This is a genomic window from Azoarcus sp. DN11 (genome assembly GCF_003628555.1).
GTDB lineage: Bacteria > Pseudomonadota > Gammaproteobacteria > Burkholderiales > Rhodocyclaceae > Aromatoleum.
In genome coordinates, this window is the sequence record NZ_CP021731.1 from 1805660 (window position 1) to 1821580 (window position 15921).

Genomic DNA, 15921 nt, shown 5'->3' on the forward strand with positions numbered 1-15921 from the left:
GCATGACAAGCTGGATCTTCCTGCGCGGTCTCACCCGCGAAAGCCGCCACTGGGGCGATTTCGTCGACGTCTTCGAACGCACCGTGCCGGATGCGCGCGTCGTGACCATCGACCTTCCCGGCAACGGTCCCCTCCATCGCCTGACCAGCCCCGCCGACGTGCGCGCGATGGCCGAGTTCTGCCGGCAGGCCGCGGCGGGCGAGGGGCTTGCGCCCCCCCATAACCTGCTCGCGATGTCGCTGGGGGCGATGGTCGCCGTGGCATGGGCGCAGGCGCATCCGGACGAAGTCGCGCGCTGCGTCCTGATCAATACCAGCGTCGGGCGTTTCAGCCCGTTCTACCGGCGCCTGCGCCCGCGCAACTACCTGCCGTTGCTGAAGCTCGCCCTGTGCGACGGCAGCGGGCGCGCATGGGAGGAGCAGATTCTTGCAATGACGAGCCGCCTGCATGTCGGCTCCCCGGACGTGCTTGACGCCTGGGTCGCGATCCGCGAGAGCCGTCCCGTCACGCGCGGGAATGCGCTGCGGCAGCTGTGGGCGGCCGCCCGCTACCGGCCTGCGGCCGAACGCCCCGACGCCGAGATGCTGATCCTCGCCAGCCGCAACGACGGCCTGGTTCACGTCGATTGTTCGCGCACACTTGCGCTCAGGTGGGGGGGCGAGTTTCGGGTCCACCCGCGGGCGGGGCACGACATACCGCTGGACGACGGTGCGTGGGTTGCGGCGCAGGTACGCGACTGGGTCGGGAGCCCGGACCACGCCGATCGGGCGTGAAAAAAAAAGAGGGGCGCGAAGCCCCTCCAATGAGCCCATCGTGGCCCCCAGGACGGGGCACGACGTCCGCACCGGAACCGGGAGGTTCCGGCGCAGCCCTGCGGAGGCCGTTCAGGCCTCGACGATCATGCGTGAGCGCATTTCCATGTGCATCGCGTGGCAGAAGTGCGTGCAGTAGCACCAGAACACACCCGCTTTGTCGGCCTTGAAGGTCACGGACTTGGTTTCCTGCGGATTCACGATGAAATTGATGTTGTGGCGCTGGATCGCGAAGCCGTGCGTCAGGTCCTCGATCTTGTCGAGGTTCGTGACGATGATGGTGACCTCGTCGCCCTTCCGGACGCGGAATTCGGGCAGACTGAACGCGGGCGCCTGGCTGACGAGCTTCACCGTGACCTTGTTGCCGTTGCGGAAGACGCCGGAGTCCTTGTAGTCCTTCACCGCGTTCGGGAAGTCGTCGACGTTGTAGATCTGGCGTGTCTTGATGATTTCGCGGCGGACGATGATGGAGTCGTGCGGTTCCGAGGTCACGGGGTTGTCGTGCACGAGCACCATCTTGTCGCCGCTGATGTCGATCAGCTGCGAGGTTTCGGGGTGCAGCGGCCCCACGGGCAGGAAGCGGTCCTTCGAGAACTTGTTGTCGGATATGAGGAACTTGCCGTCGCATTCGCGCGTTTCGCCCATCGACGTGAAGCCGTGCCCGGGCTGGTAATGCACATCGAGGCGATCGACCACGACGGTCGCAGTCTTGTCGCCCTGATACGACTTGATCGCGCCCTCGATGTTCCACTTCACGATCTGGCTGTCGAGGAACAGCGTCGTGTAGGCGTTGCCGCGGTTGTCGAAGGCCGTATGCAGCGGCCCGAGGCCCAGCTCGGGCTCAGCCACCACGGCCTTGCGCGGCTCGTCCAGTTCGCCGTCGAACCATTTGAGCACGAGCTCGTGGGCAATGAGGCTTCCGGAGGGCGAGAGCTTTCCCGCGCAGGCGTAGTATTTTCCGTCCGGGCTGGCGTTCACGCCGTGCGGATTCTTCGGAATCGGCACATAGCAGGTGAGGGCCGTCTTCGGGTCGGCGTTGGCCGATTTGGTGCCGTCGACGACCGGCACTTTCGAGTCGCCGTAGGTCTTGAACTTGCCGTCCTTGACGGCCTGCTCGATGCGGGCGATGTTGAAGAACAGGCACGAGTCCATCTCCGCGGCCATCATCTCCGGGTAGGTCGTGCCCATCTCGGTGTTGTACTGGGTGGTCGCCGCCAGCTTGCCGTCGTAGGACGTCGCGACAAGCTCGCAGTTGCCATCGATCAGGACCTGCCAGCGCACCTCCATCGACTCGGCGTCGATACAGGTGAAGAGCGAGCGATAGTGCGCGGGGTCGTCGAGGCCCTTGCCGAAGTTCGGCAGGGGAACCGAGAACTCGGCGCCGCAGAACACGCGGGTCGTGTGGTTGATCGAGGCGTCGAGCGGATCGCGCTTGTCCGGGAAGGTGCCGTGAAAACCCTGGATGTTGGGGATCTGGGTGATCTTGTCGCACTCCATCGTGTCGAGGCGGACACGGCCGAGGCGGCAGTTGATCTTGTCATTGACGAACAAGTAGCGGCCGTCGTAGGTGCCGTCGGTGTAGGACGGGTGGATGTGGTGCGTGTCGCCCGTGTTGTACTTGACCGAACCGTCCGGGTTGGTGCCGATGATGGCCTTGGATTCGTTGGTGATGCCCCAGCCGACCATGCAATCGGTGTTGAAGACCGGGATGCGCTTGAATTCGCGCCCCGACGGCAGGCCGAACACGCGCACGTCGCCCGCGTGGCCGGCGCTCGAGAACATGTAGTAGATGTCGAGTTGCCCCGGCGGCACCGAGTATTCGCCTGCGTGTGCGGCCGCTGCAGGGGGGGGGCGATGCAGGCTGTGCCGACGCGGCGGGGGAGTCCTGCTTGCAAGCGGCCAGCCCGACGGACAGTCCGGCACCGGCAATGCCGGCGACGGCCGCCGTATTCAGGAACCGGCGGCGGCTGGTGTCCGTGGGGTTTTGGGGGCGCTTCTCGCTCATGTCAATTCGGCTCCGTGTTCGATCGATGCTGCAGCGGGGGCTGCCAAGGGCTTGAATGTTGCGCTTCCGCGATTCCGGGCGTCAGTCACAGAGGCGGACGTTTTCGACCGGTACAGAGGGCGGCGCAGGATCCGCCACCGGAGGAATTGCGGCGAAGGAAACGAGCTAAATCAAGGAAGCGCGTTCGGGTTTTCGATATCTTCGCCAAGCCCCCGGAGATACCCGTGGGGCGAGAGGAATGGCGAATGAACCTTTACGATCGTCTGACGCTGGACATCGAACAACGCATCCGGGAAGGGGTCCTGCGTTCCGGCGAGCGTCTGCCATCTGTCCGGCAGGCTTGCCAGGCACAGCGCCTGAGCCCGGCAACCGTGCTCAAGGCGTATTACCAGCTGGAAAGTCGCGGACTGGTCGAGGCGCGGCCCAAATCGGGATTCTTTGTGCGCGCGCGGCCGCGGCGGGCTGCCACGGATCCGCAGGCGAACCGCCCGGCCGGCCCTTCGCGTGCGCTGCAGGTGAGCGATTTCATCTTCCAGATCCTCGAATCGGTGAAGGACCCGACGGTCGTGCCGCTCGGGTCCAACTTCGCGAGTCCCGACCTCTATCCGCTCGACAAGCTCGGCCGCTTCCTCGCGGCGGCCGCCCGGCGCATGGATCCGCGCGCGACGGTCACTGACCTCCCGCCCGGCAACGACGAGCTGCGGCGACAGATCGCGCTGCGCTATCTCGCCGGGGGCGCCGCCGTGGCCCCGGCGGAGATCGTCATTACCTGCGGGGCGATGGAGGCGCTGAACCTGTGCGTGGAGGCGGTCACCCGGCCCGGTGACCTGGTGGCGGTGGAGTCGCCGACCTTTCCGCCGGCGTTGCAGATGATCGAGCGTTACGGTCTCAAGGTCATCGAGATCCCCTCCCACCCGGAAGAGGGCGTCGATCTCGCCGCGCTGGCGGACGCCTTGCGCCACCACCCGATCAAGGCCTGCCTGTTCATGCTGAACTTCCAGCATCCGACCGGCAGCCTCGTGCCCGACGACACCCGTCGCGCGCTCCTCGATCTGTTGCGGCAGCACGACGTGCCGCTGATCGAGGACGATACTTACGCCGAACTGCACTTCGACCGGCATGCTCCACTTGCCACCAAGTCGCTCGATCCGACAGGCCTGGTGATGCACGTATCGAGCTTCTCGAAGAGCCTCGCACCCGGCTATCGCGTGGGCTGGGTCGCGGCCGGCCGCTACGCGCAGAAGATCCAGCGCCTCAAGGTGCTGACGAGCCTCGCGACGACGATCCCGGTACAGATCGCGCTGGCGGAATTCCTCAAGCAGGGAGCGTTCGATGCGCATCTTCGCCGGCTGCGCAGCACCCTCGAGACGCGGGAGGCGGCGATGGCCGCCGCGATCAGGCGCCATTTCCCTGCGGGAACGCGGCTGACGCGGCCGCGCGGGGGATATTTCACGTGGGTGGCATTGCCGCCCGACCACGACGCGCTCGTGCTTCATCGTCGCGCGCTGGAGGAAGGCATCAGCATCGCCCCGGGCCCGATGTTCTCTGCCGCGCGGGAGTACCGCAACTGCATCCGCCTGAACTTCGGCCACGCCTGGTCGGAAGAACTCGAGCAGGCGCTGGTGCTCCTCGGTGCGATGAGCGAGGGCCTCATGGGCGATGCGGGTGCCGAGGGCCGCAGTGCCTGCGCCGGGGCGTGCGTGTGATGCGCTGGCACGTGGCGTAGAATTCGGCGCCCCCGCATCGAACCGTCTCCATCCGTGTACCAAGGGTCGGAGGCGGTTTTTCGCATCTTCCCGAATCTTCAATGACTTTCGATACCACCGGCTGGATCGTCGCCGGCATTGCCGTGTTGCTCACCGGCATTTCCAAGTCCGGCCTCGGCGGCGCCTTCGGCGGGCTCGCCGTGCCTTTCATGTCCTTGTGGATCACGCCCGCCCAGGCGGCCGCGGTGATGCTGCCCTTGCTCGTGTTCATCGACTGGATCGGTATCCGCGCCTACTGGCGCAAGTGGTCGAACGAGGAAATCCGCCTGTTGCTGCCCGCGGCAGCGCTCGGCACGCTGGTCGGGGCGGCGGTGTTCGGCTGGATGCCGGAGAAGGCGGTGAAAGGCTGCGTCGGGGCGATCGCCGTGCTGTTCGCGTTCGATCGCATCTTCGGGCTGCGCGCGCGGCTGAAACTCTCGGGCCCGCCGGGGACCGCCGCCGGGCTGTTCTGGGGGGCGGTGTCGGGTTTCACCAGCACGATCGCCCACGCCGGTTCGCCGCCGCTGCTCGTGTACCTGCTCAACCGTGGCCTCGCGAAGGATACTTTCGTCGCGACGACGGTGATCTACTTCACCGCGGTCAACGCGGTGAAGATCGTGCCGTACGCGGTGCTGGGGCTGTTCTCGTGGGAATCGCTGAAGATGTCGCTGCTGCTCGCGCCGGTCGCGCCGGTCGGCGTGTGGCTGGGCCTCAAGGCGCTGAAGCGCGTTCCCGAGCGTGCGTTCTACGTCGCCGCGACCGCGATGCTGGGGGTTTCGGGCGTGAAGCTGTTGTGGGACGCGTTTGCCTGAGGGGGACGCAAATCCTCAGCCGGGCCGCGGCTGAGGCATCCGGATTACCGAATGCGCTGGTGAGCGGGCGCGATGTCGCAGATGCGACAAAGTCGTCGCTTTTCCTGCATCGGCCGGGCGCGCCGGGCAGGCCGACGGCGTCCGGGGCATCGGTACGGTCGGCCGGATTGCCGGCAGCGGCGGGGCGGGGCGGCTGTGGAGAAACAGTTGGCATCGTCCTTGCGGAGGTCGGGCCATCGCTCTCCCTTGCACGCAAATCGTCATGGACACCCCATCGGTCCGCATCAACGACACCACCCTGCGCGACGGCGAACAGACTGCCGGCGTCGCCTTCACCCCCGAAGAGCGCCTGACGATCGCCCGCGCGCTGGCGCAGGCGGGCGTGCCCGAGCTGGAGGTGGGCATCCCGGCAATGGGTGAGGGCGAGCGCGAGAACATCCGCGCCATTGCCGCCCTCGGGCTGCCGGCCCGGCTGATGGTGTGGTGCCGTCTCAACGAGGCCGACCTGCGCGGCGCCCTGGGCTGCGGCGCCGACATCATCCATCTGGCGACGCCCGTCTCCGACCAGCAGATCGCCCACAAGCTGGGCAGGGACCGCGCCTGGGTGCTGGCCGAGGTGCGCCGGGTGGTGCGGCTGGGGCGCGAATGGGGGGCCACGGTGTCGGTCGGCGGCGAGGATGCGTCGCGGGCCGATCCGGACTTCCTCTGCGCCGTGCTGGAGACGGCCCAGGCGGCCGGAGCGGTGCGTTTCCGTTACGCGGACACGCTCGGCGTGCTCGACCCCTTCGCCACCTACGCCGCGATTCGCCGCCTGCGGGCCGTGTCCGACCTCGACCTGGAGATGCACGCCCACGACGACCTGGGGCTCGCCACCGCCAATACCCTGGCGGCGGTGCGCGCGGGTGCCACGCATATCAGCACGACGGTGAACGGCCTCGGCGAGCGGGCCGGCAATGCCCCGCTGGAGGAGTCGGTGATGGCGCTGCGCCATCTCCATGGCTGTGACACCGGCGTCGACCCACGGGCGCTGCCGCGCATCTCGGCGCTGGTGGCCGCCGCCTCGGGGCGACCCGTTGCCGCCAACAAGCCGATCGTCGGCGGCGGGGTGTTCACCCACGAGGCGGGCATCCATGTGGATGGCCTGCTCAAGAATCCGCGCAACTACCAGAGCATCGACCCGGCGGAACTGGGGCGCAGCCATACCCTGGTGCTCGGCAAGCACTCCGGCACCGGCGGCGTGATCAACGCCTACCGCGCCCTGGGCGAAGAGATCGACGAAGTCCGGGCGCGCCGCCTGCTGCCGGCCATCCGCGACTACGCCATGCGCCACAAATCCCCCCCCAGCCCGTCCACCCTGCAGCGCCTGTTGCGCGGCTCGGCGGTGGACGCTTGCCAGCCCTGAGGAGCTTCCCATGTCGAACGATTCGGTCACCGCCGCCCCTACCAATATCTCCGCCCTCGGCTGTGCACTCAGGCGGCTGGAGAGCGCCGAGGAATTCCTCGACTACTTCGCCGTGCCCTACGAGCGGGCGGTGGTGAACGTCAGCCGCCTGCACATCCTCAAGCGCTTCTACCAGTACCTGGCGAAGCAGGGCGGCATCGACGGGCTGCCGCCCGACAATGCCCACGCGATCTGCCGCGAACTGCTGGCCCGCGCCTACACCGACTTCGTCGGCTCGTCGGGCGTCGAGCAGAAGGTCTTCCGCGTGTTCCAGCGGGCCCGGGGGGAGCACCGCGTAGCCCTCGGCGGCCTGCGCCGCGGTTCCAGCTAGGCCATCGCCGTCTCTGGGCTGCAGGCGTTCGCGAGGACGCCTGCCTTGTGGTCCATCGCACCTTTCCGGGAAGGGTGCGATGGACTTTTTTCTTTCCGCGATGACCGGTCTGTGCGCATCGGGATTCTGCCCGCATCGCGACATCCTGTCGGGTTTGCGACACGGCACGAAATCGTGGGAAAACCATTCAAGGTATTGTTTTTACGGTGTTTGTAATCCATGGCACAGGTCCTGCATTGAGGTGAGCGTCATCCCTACTTCCGAGGAGCTCCACCATGGCCTACAAGATCGTTTCCTCCCAGTGTTCCGGCTGTTCGGCGTGCGAACCGGAGTGCCCGAACGACGCCATTCATGAGAAGAACGGCGTCTTCGCCATCAAGGCGGAAAAGTGCACCGAGTGCATCGGCTTCTTCGACGACCCGCAGTGCGTGGTCGCCTGTCCGGTGGACAGGACGGTGATCGTCGACAAGTCCGTGCCGCGCTACCAAGCCTGACCTGACACCGACGAGGAGCGCAGCATGCACAGCGTCGTCTGCATCAAGCAGGTGCCGGATTCCGCGCAGATTCGCGTCCATCCGGTGACCAACACCATCATGCGCCAGGGGGTGCCGGCGATCATCAACCCCTACGACCTCTTCGCCCTCGAAGAGGCGCTGCGGTTGAAGGATCGCTTCGGCGGCACGGTCACCGTCATCACCATGGGGCCGCCCCAGGCCGAGGTGGCGCTGCGCAAGTGCCTCTCCTTCGGCGCCGACCACGCGATCCTGGTTTCCGACCGCGCCTTTGCCGGTGCCGACACGCTGGCGACTTCCTTCGCGCTGTCGGCGGCGATCAGCAAGGTGCGCGAGGAGCAGCCGGTGGACCTCATCTTCACCGGCAAGCAGACCATCGACGGCGACACCGCCCAGGTCGGCCCGGGGATCGCCAAGCGCCTCGACTACCAGCTGCTCACCTACGTCTCGAAGATCGTGGACATCGACTTCGGGAAGAAGGAGATCACCGTCGAGCGGCGCGCCGAGGGCGGCGTGCAGCTGCTGAAGACGGCGGTGCCCTGCCTCATCACCATGCTCGAGGGGACCAACGAGATGCGCTTCGGCGACATGGCCGACATGTTCCGCGCCGCGCGCTATCCGCTCAAGGTGTGGGACCGGGTCGCCGCCGGCATCGAGGACGTGGCGAAGATCGGCCTCAAGGGCAGCCCGACGGTGGTGGGCAAGGTCTTCGCGCCCAAGCCCCGCAGCCAGCGCGCCGAGATGATCGAGGTGCACGACAACGATCCGCAGGACCTGGTGGTCACCCTGCTCGCCAAGGTGTTCACCAGGCATCCGAAGATCGAGGCGGAAATCATCAAGCGCGCTTCCTGAGCGCCCACCCGTACCAAGCTCAGTTACCAAGGATCAGCGATCATGAGCGATAGCAACGACGCCCCGAGGAAGCCGGCCCGCAAGAAGGTCGAACTCGACCCCCGCTTCCTGTCCTACAAGCACGTCTGGGTGTACATCGAGGCCGAGCGCGGCGAGGTGCATCCGGTTTCCTGGGAGCTCCTCGGCGAGGGCCGCAAGCTTGCCGACCAGCTGGGCGTCGACCTGGTGGGCGTGGTCCTCGGCCCCCCCGAGGCGCGCACCCGGGCGATCTGCGAGGAAGCCTTCCACTTCGGCGCCGACCGCTGTTACCTGGTGCAGCACGACGCCCTGCGCGACTACCGCAACGAGCCCTACACCAAGTGCCTGACCGAGCTGGTGGATACCTACCAGCCGGAGATCCTCATGCTCGGCGCCACGACGCTGGGCCGCGACCTCGCCGGCTCGGTGGCGACGACGCTCGCCACCGGCCTGGTGGCCGACTGCACGGAGCTGGTGATCGAGGCCGAATCGCGCTGCCTGGCCTCCACCCGGCCGACCTTCGGCGGCTCGCTCCTGTGCACCATCATGACCCAGCGCCACCGGCCGCAGATGGCCACGGTGCGGCCGCGGGTGATGGCGATGCCCGACGCGGATGCCTCCCGCACCGGCGAGATCATCGAGCACGCCTTCAGCATCGTCGAGACCTCGATCATCACCAAGATCCTGCAGTTCATTCCCGACGACACCCGCGACAAGCCGAACCTGCCCTTCGCCGACATCATCGTCGCCGGCGGCCGGGGGTTGAAGAAGCCGGAAAACTTCCAGCTGGTGTGGGACCTGGCCAAGGTGCTGGGCGCCGAGGTGGGCGCCTCGCGGCCGGTGGTGCAGGCGGGCTGGGCCGAGCTCGACCGCCAGGTGGGCCAGTCGGGCAAGACGGTGCGGCCCAAGCTGTACATCGCCGCCGGCATCTCGGGGGCGGTGCAGCACCGGGTGGGCATGGACGGCGCCGACGTGATCATCGCCATCAACAACGACAGCAACGCGCCGATCTTCGACTTCGCCCATTACGGCATCGTCGGCAACGCCATGCAGATCCTGCCGGCGCTGACGGAGGCGTTCCGCAAGCACCTCGCGCAGGCGCGCAAGGCCGGTTGAGAAAGCGACAGCAAAATGCCCCTGACCGCGTTGCGCCTCCTTGCCGTACTGGTCGTACTGTCTGCGTCGGCTCGCCTTGTCAGGGCCGCTGCGCTTCATTTTGTTGCCGCTTTCTGGAGTAAGCATCATGGCCGAGAAATTTGACGTCATCGTGGTGGGCGCCGGCATGGCCGGCAACGCCGCCGCCTACACCCTCGCCCAGGCGGGGCTCAGCGTCCTGCAGATCGAGCGCGGCGAGACCCCGGGCTCGAAGAATGTGCAGGGCGCCATCCTCTACGCCGACGCCCTGGAAAAGATCATCCCCGACTTCCGCGACGACGCGCCCCTGGAGCGCCACCTCATCGAGCAGCGGGTGTGGATCCTCGACGACGAGTCCTACGTCGGTTCCAACTACCGCTCGGAAGAGTTCAACCGCGAGCCCTACAACCGCTACACCATCATCCGCGCCCACTTCGACCAGTGGTTCAACAAGAAGGCGCGGGACGCCGGCGCCTTGGTGCTGTGCGAGACGACGGTGACCAGGCTGCTGCTGGACGGCAAGCGGGTGATCGGCGTCGCCACCGACCGCAAGGGCGGCGAGATCTACGCCGACTGCGTGATCCTCGCCGACGGGGTGAATTCCCTGCTCGCCAGGAAGGCCGGCTTCCACGACGAGATCAAGCCGAAGGACGTGGCGCTGGCGGTGAAGGAAATCCACTTCCTGCCCCAGGAGACGATCGAGTCGCGCTTCAACATCGGCGAGGAGGAGGGGGTGGTGATCGAGATGGCCGGCAAGATCACCGCCGGCATGATGGGCACCGCCTTCCTGTACACCAACAAGGAGTCGATCACCCTGGGCATCGGCTGCATGTTGAGCGACTTCAAGGAGCAGTCGGTCACGCCCTACCAGCTCCTCGAGAAGATGAAGGATCATCCGGCGATCCGCCCGCTGCTGGCCGGCTCGGAGATGAAGGAGTACGCCGCCCACCTGATTCCCGAGGGCGGTTACCACGCCATGCCGCAGGTCTATGGCGACGGCTGGATGATCGCCGGCGACGCCGGGATGTTCGTCAATGGCCTGCACCGCGAAGGCTCCAACCTCGCGATGACCACCGGCAAGCTCGCCGCCGAGACGCTGATCGAACTGAAGGAGCAGGGCAAGGCGTGGAACGCCCGCAGCCTAGCCCGCTACCAGGCCAAGCTCGACGACTCCTTCGTCATGAAGGACCTCAGGAAGTACCGGCAGGCCCCGGCCATCTTCGAGAAGAATCCGCACTTTTTCACGACCTACCCGGAGCTCCTTAACAAGGCGGCCCACACCCTGGTCAAGGTGGACGGGGTGGACAAGAAGAGCAAGGAGCGCTCGATCCGAAGCGCCTTCGTCGAGGCGCGCAGCCGCCTCGGCCTGCTCGGCGATGCCTTCAAGATGTGGCGTGCCTTCCAGTCGCGTTGAGTGGATCAGAAACGGAGAGCGATCATGATCAAGGTTGAAGAAAAGCTGTTCCAGAACCGCTACCGCGTTGATGCCGGGCGGCCCCACATCACCATCAAGGATCCGCAGCTCTGCGCCACCGGCTGCGACAAGAAACAATGCACGGTGTGCTGCCCGGCCGGTTGCTACACCGAGGAGGGCAACGGCCGGGTGGTGATGATCGCCGACGGCTGCATGGAGTGCGGCACCTGCCGCATCATCTGCGACGAGCACCGCAACGTCGAGTGGGACTGGCCGCGCGGCGGCTTCGGCATCCTGTTCAAGTTCGGTTGAGGGGAAATGGCCGCTCGTGGCATGGCGCTTGCATCGCGTGGCGGGGAGGGTGGAGGCCACCAGAACAAGAAAACCCGGCTACGACCGGGCGCCAGGAATCGCAATCATGTCATATGGCAAGCCCGGTCATTCGTCCGAGCTGGAACTGCTGACCATCTACGAGATCAGCAAGGTTCTCACCGGCACGTTGAACTTCCGGCAATCGGTGCGGAACGTCCTCAAGCTGCTGCTGACGCAGCTGCAGATGGAACACGGCATCGTCGGACTGGTGCAGGACGATGGAAAACTGCACATCATTGGTGCGGCGGGCGTGCCCTGGCCGCTCGACGAGGCGCCGGTGCTCGATATCTCGGAGGGCATGGTCGCCCAGGTGCTGCGCCACGGCTCGCCCATCGTCGTCCCCGACCTGACGAAGGATCCGCTGTTCCTCAACCGCACCGGACACAATCCGGACGACGTCGCGGGCACGGCCTACATCGTCGTGCCGGTGAAGAGCGAGCGCGAGGTGATCGGCATCCTGTCGGCCGACCGCAAGCCCGGCGGCGAGCGGCCGATCAACTTCGAGCGCGACGTGCGCATCCTGTCGCTGGTGGCGAACCTCCTGGGCCAGACGTATCAGCTGCACCGGGCGGTGGCGGTCGACCGCCAGCACCTGCTGGAGGAAACCAGCCGGCTGCAGAAACAGCTGCAGGGCCGGTACGACATCGAGAACGTCGTCGGCAAATCGAAGCGCATGAAGGAGGTTTTCGCGGACGTGCATCAGGCGGCCCGCGGCTCGGACGCGACGGTGCTGCTGCGCGGCGAGTCGGGTACCGGCAAGGAGGCCATCGCGCACGCCATCCATTACCTGTCGGCGCGCAGCAAGGGACCCTTCGTCAAGCTCAACTGCGCGGCCCTGCCGGAAACGCTGCTGGAGTCCGAGCTCTTCGGCCACGAGAAAGGCGCCTTCACCGGCGCGACCTCGGAGCGCAAGGGACGCTTCGAGATGGCGAACGGCGGCACGGTCTTCCTCGACGAGATCGGCGACATCTCGCCGGCCTTCCAGGCCAAGCTGCTGCGCGTGCTGCAGGAGCACGAGTTCGAGCGGGTCGGCGGCAGCAAGACGATCAAGACCGACGTCCGCCTCGTGGCGGCGACGAACCGCAACCTGGAGGAGATGGTGCAGAAGGGGGAATTCCGCGCCGATCTCTATTTCCGCCTCAACGTCGTGACGATCTTCCTCCCGCCGCTGCGCGAGCGGAAGGACGACATCCCGCTGCTGGTGGATTTCTTCCTGTCGCGCTTCAACACGGAGAACAACCGCGCGCTGGCGATCACCAGCGGCGCGGTGGAGATCCTGATGCAGTGCAACTGGCCGGGCAATGTGCGCGAACTGGAGAACTGCATCCAGCGGGCCGCCACCATGACCCGCGGCAACCTCATCCGCGAAAGCGACATGCGCTGCCAGAAGGGCCAGTGCTTCTCGGCGATGCTGCTGGAGACCACCCAGTCGCGCAGCTGCTTTCCGGTGGTTGCGGCGCCACCGTCACGGATACGTTCCGCCGCATCGCTGCCGATCGTGCCGGGCGAACCGGCGGCAACCCGCGCCGGCGAAGGCGGTGCGGTGTCCGCCGACGAGCGCACCCGCCTGATCGACGCGATGGAGCGCTGCGGCTGGGTCCAGGCCAAGGCCGCGCGCCTGCTGGGCCTCACCCCCCGCCAGATCGGCTACGCGCTGCGCAAGCAGGGGGTCGAGATGAAGCGCCTGTAGGGGCGCTGCCGCTTCAGTCGTTGCTGAAGTGTCCTTCCCGCGCCGCCCGCGCGCGGGCGCGGGCGATCATGCCGGCGCTCTTGCCGGGTGCGGCGGGGAGGGACACCAGGCGTTCCAGCGGCTGGCCGCAGGTACCGCAGGCCGGTGTGCTGTCGGCGCGCACCAGGCGCTCGTGTACGGTCTGGCAACGGGGGCAGCGGAAGTCGTAGAGGGGCATGCTCGCTCCTGGGGCGTTCGTCGATGCGATCCGTGAAGGGCGCGGGTAGCCTCCGGGCCACCCCGCGCCGCGGCGAAGTTACACGGGACGGTTTTCCGCCACCTTCACCGGCCCCATCTCGGCCAGGGCCTGCGCGTAGGGTACGAGGGGAAAGCCGCCGCGCGAGGCACCGGCCGCCGTGACGATGGCGTCGATCTTGGCATCGTTGCCCAGCTTCTTGAGCTCGTTCTTCTCCAGGTAGAACAGGTCGAGGATCTCGTTGTACACCGTCGCCTCGTCGAGGGGCAGCACGTGGAAGGTAATGCCCTCGATGTCGAGCTGGTACTTCTTCGAAATGTCCACGTTGCCGGCGAAGATGAAGTACTTGCCTGCGGGCGTCAGCGCGCTGCCGAAGGTCTCGCGGATCAGGTCGAGGTGGGCGAGGGACTCGACGTGCAGGGTGAGGAAGACGAGCTGCTCGCCCTCGGCGGCGAAGATCACCTGGTCGGCCTTGATCTCGGGCGGGCGCTTCTCGCCGGCGACGGAGGGCGGGAAGCGCAGGCCGAGTTCGCCGCGGAAGCCGTAGCGGTCGGCTTTCCGGGTCGGGCCGCTGAAGGTGGGGGACAGCAGCTTGTCGCCGAGGGTGCTGAAGAGGGGGGAGGTGCTCATGGTGGTCTCGCTTGTCGATGAGGATCGGATCAGTCCGGTCACTGCGAGAACCGTGCCATGCGCCGTGATCGCCGGCTGGCAAGGGTTTCCGAAAACCGCCCGCGTCCGCCTGTCGCGACAATGTCCACTTTGCAACACGCCGGACGCCGCGACGCCAATGTCGTGATTCCGCCCCGCTTGTTGCGAACCGGACATCCGCCGCGGACCCTGAAAAATCGCGGAGAGCCGCTCGCCGCAAGGATTTCGGCGATGTCGCCCGCGGTGGCACGGGCGTTGCAATGGGGGGAGCCATGGCGCCGCCTTGCGCGCCGAGACGAACAGGCTCAACGGAGAATGCCATGGCCTTGCCCCCTTCGACCGTCGCACTGTCTGCTTCCCAGTCCATGCGGACGGCGAGCGCGCCACGCCGCATCATCCCTCTCGCCGTCGGCCGCGCCGCGCCGCCCGCCGGCGGCTGCGGGACGGCGCAGCAAGGCGGCTGCGGTTCCGCTTCGTCGTCGGCGCTGCCCGAACACATCCGCGCCAAGGTGCATGACCACCCCTGCTACAGCGCCGAGGCGCACCACCACTTCGCCCGCATGCACATCGCCGTGGCGCCGGCCTGCAACATCCAGTGCAACTACTGCAACCGCAAGTTCGACTGTGCCAACGAGAGCCGCCCGGGCGTCGTCAGCGAGAAGCTCACGCCCGAGCAGGCGGCGACCAAGGTGCTGGCGGTGGCGGCGCACATTCCGCAGCTGTCGGTGGTGGGCATTGCCGGCCCCGGCGATGCGCTGGCGAATCCGGAGAAGACTTTCCGCACCTTCGACCTGATCAAGGCCGCCGCGCCCGATCTGCGCCTGTGCCTGTCCACCAACGGCCTGGCGCTGCCCGACCACGTCGAGCGCATCCGCGACCTGGGGGTGGACCACGTCACCATCACCATCAACATGGTCGATCCCGAGGTGGGGGCGCGCATCTACCCGTGGATCTTCTACCGGCACAAGCGCTTCCACGGCATGGAGGCGGCGCGCATCCTCCACGAGCGGCAGATGCTGGGCCTCGAGCGCCTGGTGGCGGCCGGCGTGCTGGTGAAGGTGAACTCGGTGATGATTCCCGGCATCAACGACGCGCACCTCATGGCGGTGAACGCTGCCGTGAAGGCCCGCGGCGCCTTCCTGCACAACATCATGCCGCTCATCTCCGACCCGGCCCATGGCACCCACTTCGGTCTCACCGGCCAGCGCGGGCCGACGCCCGAGGAGCTGAAGGCCCTGCAGGACCGCTGCGAGGGCGACATGCAGCTGATGCGCCACTGCCGGCAGTGCCGCGCCGACGCCGTGGGCATGCTCGGCGAGGATCGCGGCGGCGAGTTCGGCATGGAGAGCATCGCAGCGATCGCCGCGGGCATCGAGCCGGCACGCGTGGTGGAGGCCCGCCAAGCCTACCGTGCCTTCGTGGACAAGGAGCGGGGCGATCAGGCGGCGGCGCGCCAGGTGGCGCTGGCGGCCCTGCCGGTCGTAGCCGGGCAAGTCGATGCATCCCGGCTGGTGGCGGTGGCCACCAAGGGCTCAGGGCGCATCAACCAGCACTTCGGCCACGCCGAGGAATTCCAGATCTACGAGGTCTCTGCCGCCGGCGCGAGATTCGTTGGACATCGCAAGGTGGAGCTCTATTGCCAGGGCGGCTATGAGGACGACGAGGCGATGCCCGGCATCGTGCAGGCGCTGGCCGGCTGCAGTGCCGTGCTGGTGGCGAAGATCGGCCACTGCCCGCGCAAGGACCTGGCCGCGGCGGGCATCGCTGCGGTGGAGGACTACGCCCACGAATACATCGAGGCTTCGCTCCTCGACTGGTTCGGCAAAACCGTCGCCCGCCAGGCTGTTGCGGCGTCCGCCGCCTGAGCTTCGCAATACTTCATCGACCTTCAGGAGAACGA

14 protein-coding genes and 1 pseudogene are annotated in these 15921 nt (G+C 67.0%); 12 read left to right on the forward strand and 3 right to left on the reverse strand.

Annotated features, from left to right (window positions below; all coding sequences use genetic code 11):
- Positions 1-2 precede the first annotated feature (2 nt).
- Positions 3-773 (forward strand): alpha/beta fold hydrolase, encoded by a 771-nt coding sequence (locus tag CDA09_RS08260; RefSeq protein ID WP_121428181.1) that lies wholly within the window; start codon positions 3-5, stop codon positions 771-773.
- A gap of 111 nt (positions 774-884) precedes the next feature.
- Here CDA09_RS08260 and nosZ read toward each other — a convergent pair.
- Positions 885-2817 (reverse strand): annotated as a pseudogene (nosZ, locus tag CDA09_RS08265) (TAT-dependent nitrous-oxide reductase).
- A 245-nt stretch (positions 2818-3062) separates the two neighbouring features.
- Here nosZ and CDA09_RS08270 point away from each other — a divergent pair.
- From CDA09_RS08270 to nifA, 10 genes are all read left to right on the forward strand, one after another.
- Positions 3063-4523 carry an aminotransferase-like domain-containing protein gene (locus CDA09_RS08270; protein ID WP_121428182.1) on the forward strand — a complete coding sequence of 487 codons (1461 nt, stop codon included), beginning with the start codon at positions 3063-3065 and terminating at the stop codon, positions 4521-4523.
- A gap of 101 nt (positions 4524-4624) precedes the next feature.
- Positions 4625-5374: a sulfite exporter TauE/SafE family protein gene (locus CDA09_RS08275; protein WP_121428183.1), complete on the forward strand. Its 750-nt coding sequence runs from the start codon at positions 4625-4627 to the stop codon at positions 5372-5374.
- A gap of 262 nt (positions 5375-5636) precedes the next feature.
- Positions 5637-6776, forward strand: coding sequence for a homocitrate synthase (gene nifV, locus CDA09_RS08280; RefSeq protein WP_121428184.1), 1140 nt, complete (start codon positions 5637-5639; stop codon positions 6774-6776).
- Positions 6777-6786: 10 nt separating this feature from the next.
- Positions 6787-7146 carry a nitrogenase-stabilizing/protective protein NifW gene (gene nifW, locus CDA09_RS08285; protein WP_121428185.1) on the forward strand — a complete coding sequence of 120 codons (360 nt, stop codon included), beginning with the start codon at positions 6787-6789 and terminating at the stop codon, positions 7144-7146.
- A gap of 275 nt (positions 7147-7421) precedes the next feature.
- Positions 7422-7640, forward strand: a complete 219-nt coding sequence (locus CDA09_RS08290) for a 4Fe-4S binding protein (protein ID WP_121428186.1) — start codon at positions 7422-7424, stop codon at positions 7638-7640.
- 24 nt (positions 7641-7664) lie between these two features.
- On the forward strand, positions 7665-8510 hold the full coding sequence (locus tag CDA09_RS08295) for an electron transfer flavoprotein subunit beta/FixA family protein (protein WP_121428187.1): 846 nt from the start codon (positions 7665-7667) through the stop codon (positions 8508-8510).
- A 42-nt stretch (positions 8511-8552) separates the two neighbouring features.
- Positions 8553-9644 (forward strand): electron transfer flavoprotein subunit alpha/FixB family protein, encoded by a 1092-nt coding sequence (locus tag CDA09_RS08300; RefSeq protein WP_121428188.1) that lies wholly within the window; start codon positions 8553-8555, stop codon positions 9642-9644.
- 127 nt (positions 9645-9771) lie between these two features.
- Complete coding sequence (locus tag CDA09_RS08305) at positions 9772-11076, forward strand: FAD-dependent oxidoreductase (protein WP_121428189.1); 1305 nt, start codon at positions 9772-9774, stop codon at positions 11074-11076.
- Positions 11077-11100: 24 nt separating this feature from the next.
- Complete coding sequence (locus CDA09_RS08310) at positions 11101-11388, forward strand: ferredoxin family protein (RefSeq protein ID WP_121428190.1); 288 nt, start codon at positions 11101-11103, stop codon at positions 11386-11388.
- Between the two features lie 106 nt (positions 11389-11494).
- Positions 11495-13138, forward strand: coding sequence for a nif-specific transcriptional activator NifA (nifA, locus tag CDA09_RS08315; RefSeq protein ID WP_121428191.1), 1644 nt, complete (start codon positions 11495-11497; stop codon positions 13136-13138).
- Positions 13139-13151: 13 nt separating this feature from the next.
- Here nifA and CDA09_RS08320 read toward each other — a convergent pair whose 3' ends face one another.
- Both CDA09_RS08320 and CDA09_RS08325 read right to left on the reverse strand, forming a co-directional pair.
- On the reverse strand, positions 13152-13355 hold the full coding sequence (locus CDA09_RS08320) for an FmdB family zinc ribbon protein (protein WP_121428192.1): 204 nt from the start codon (positions 13353-13355) through the stop codon (positions 13152-13154).
- 78 nt (positions 13356-13433) lie between these two features.
- Complete coding sequence (locus tag CDA09_RS08325) at positions 13434-14003, reverse strand: hypothetical protein (RefSeq protein WP_121428193.1); 570 nt, start codon at positions 14001-14003, stop codon at positions 13434-13436.
- A 338-nt stretch (positions 14004-14341) separates the two neighbouring features.
- Between CDA09_RS08325 and nifB the strand changes: the two genes are divergently transcribed.
- Positions 14342-15886, forward strand: a complete 1545-nt coding sequence (gene nifB / locus CDA09_RS08330) for a nitrogenase cofactor biosynthesis protein NifB (protein WP_286164424.1) — start codon at positions 14342-14344, stop codon at positions 15884-15886.
- The last annotated feature ends 35 nt before the right edge of the window (positions 15887-15921 follow it).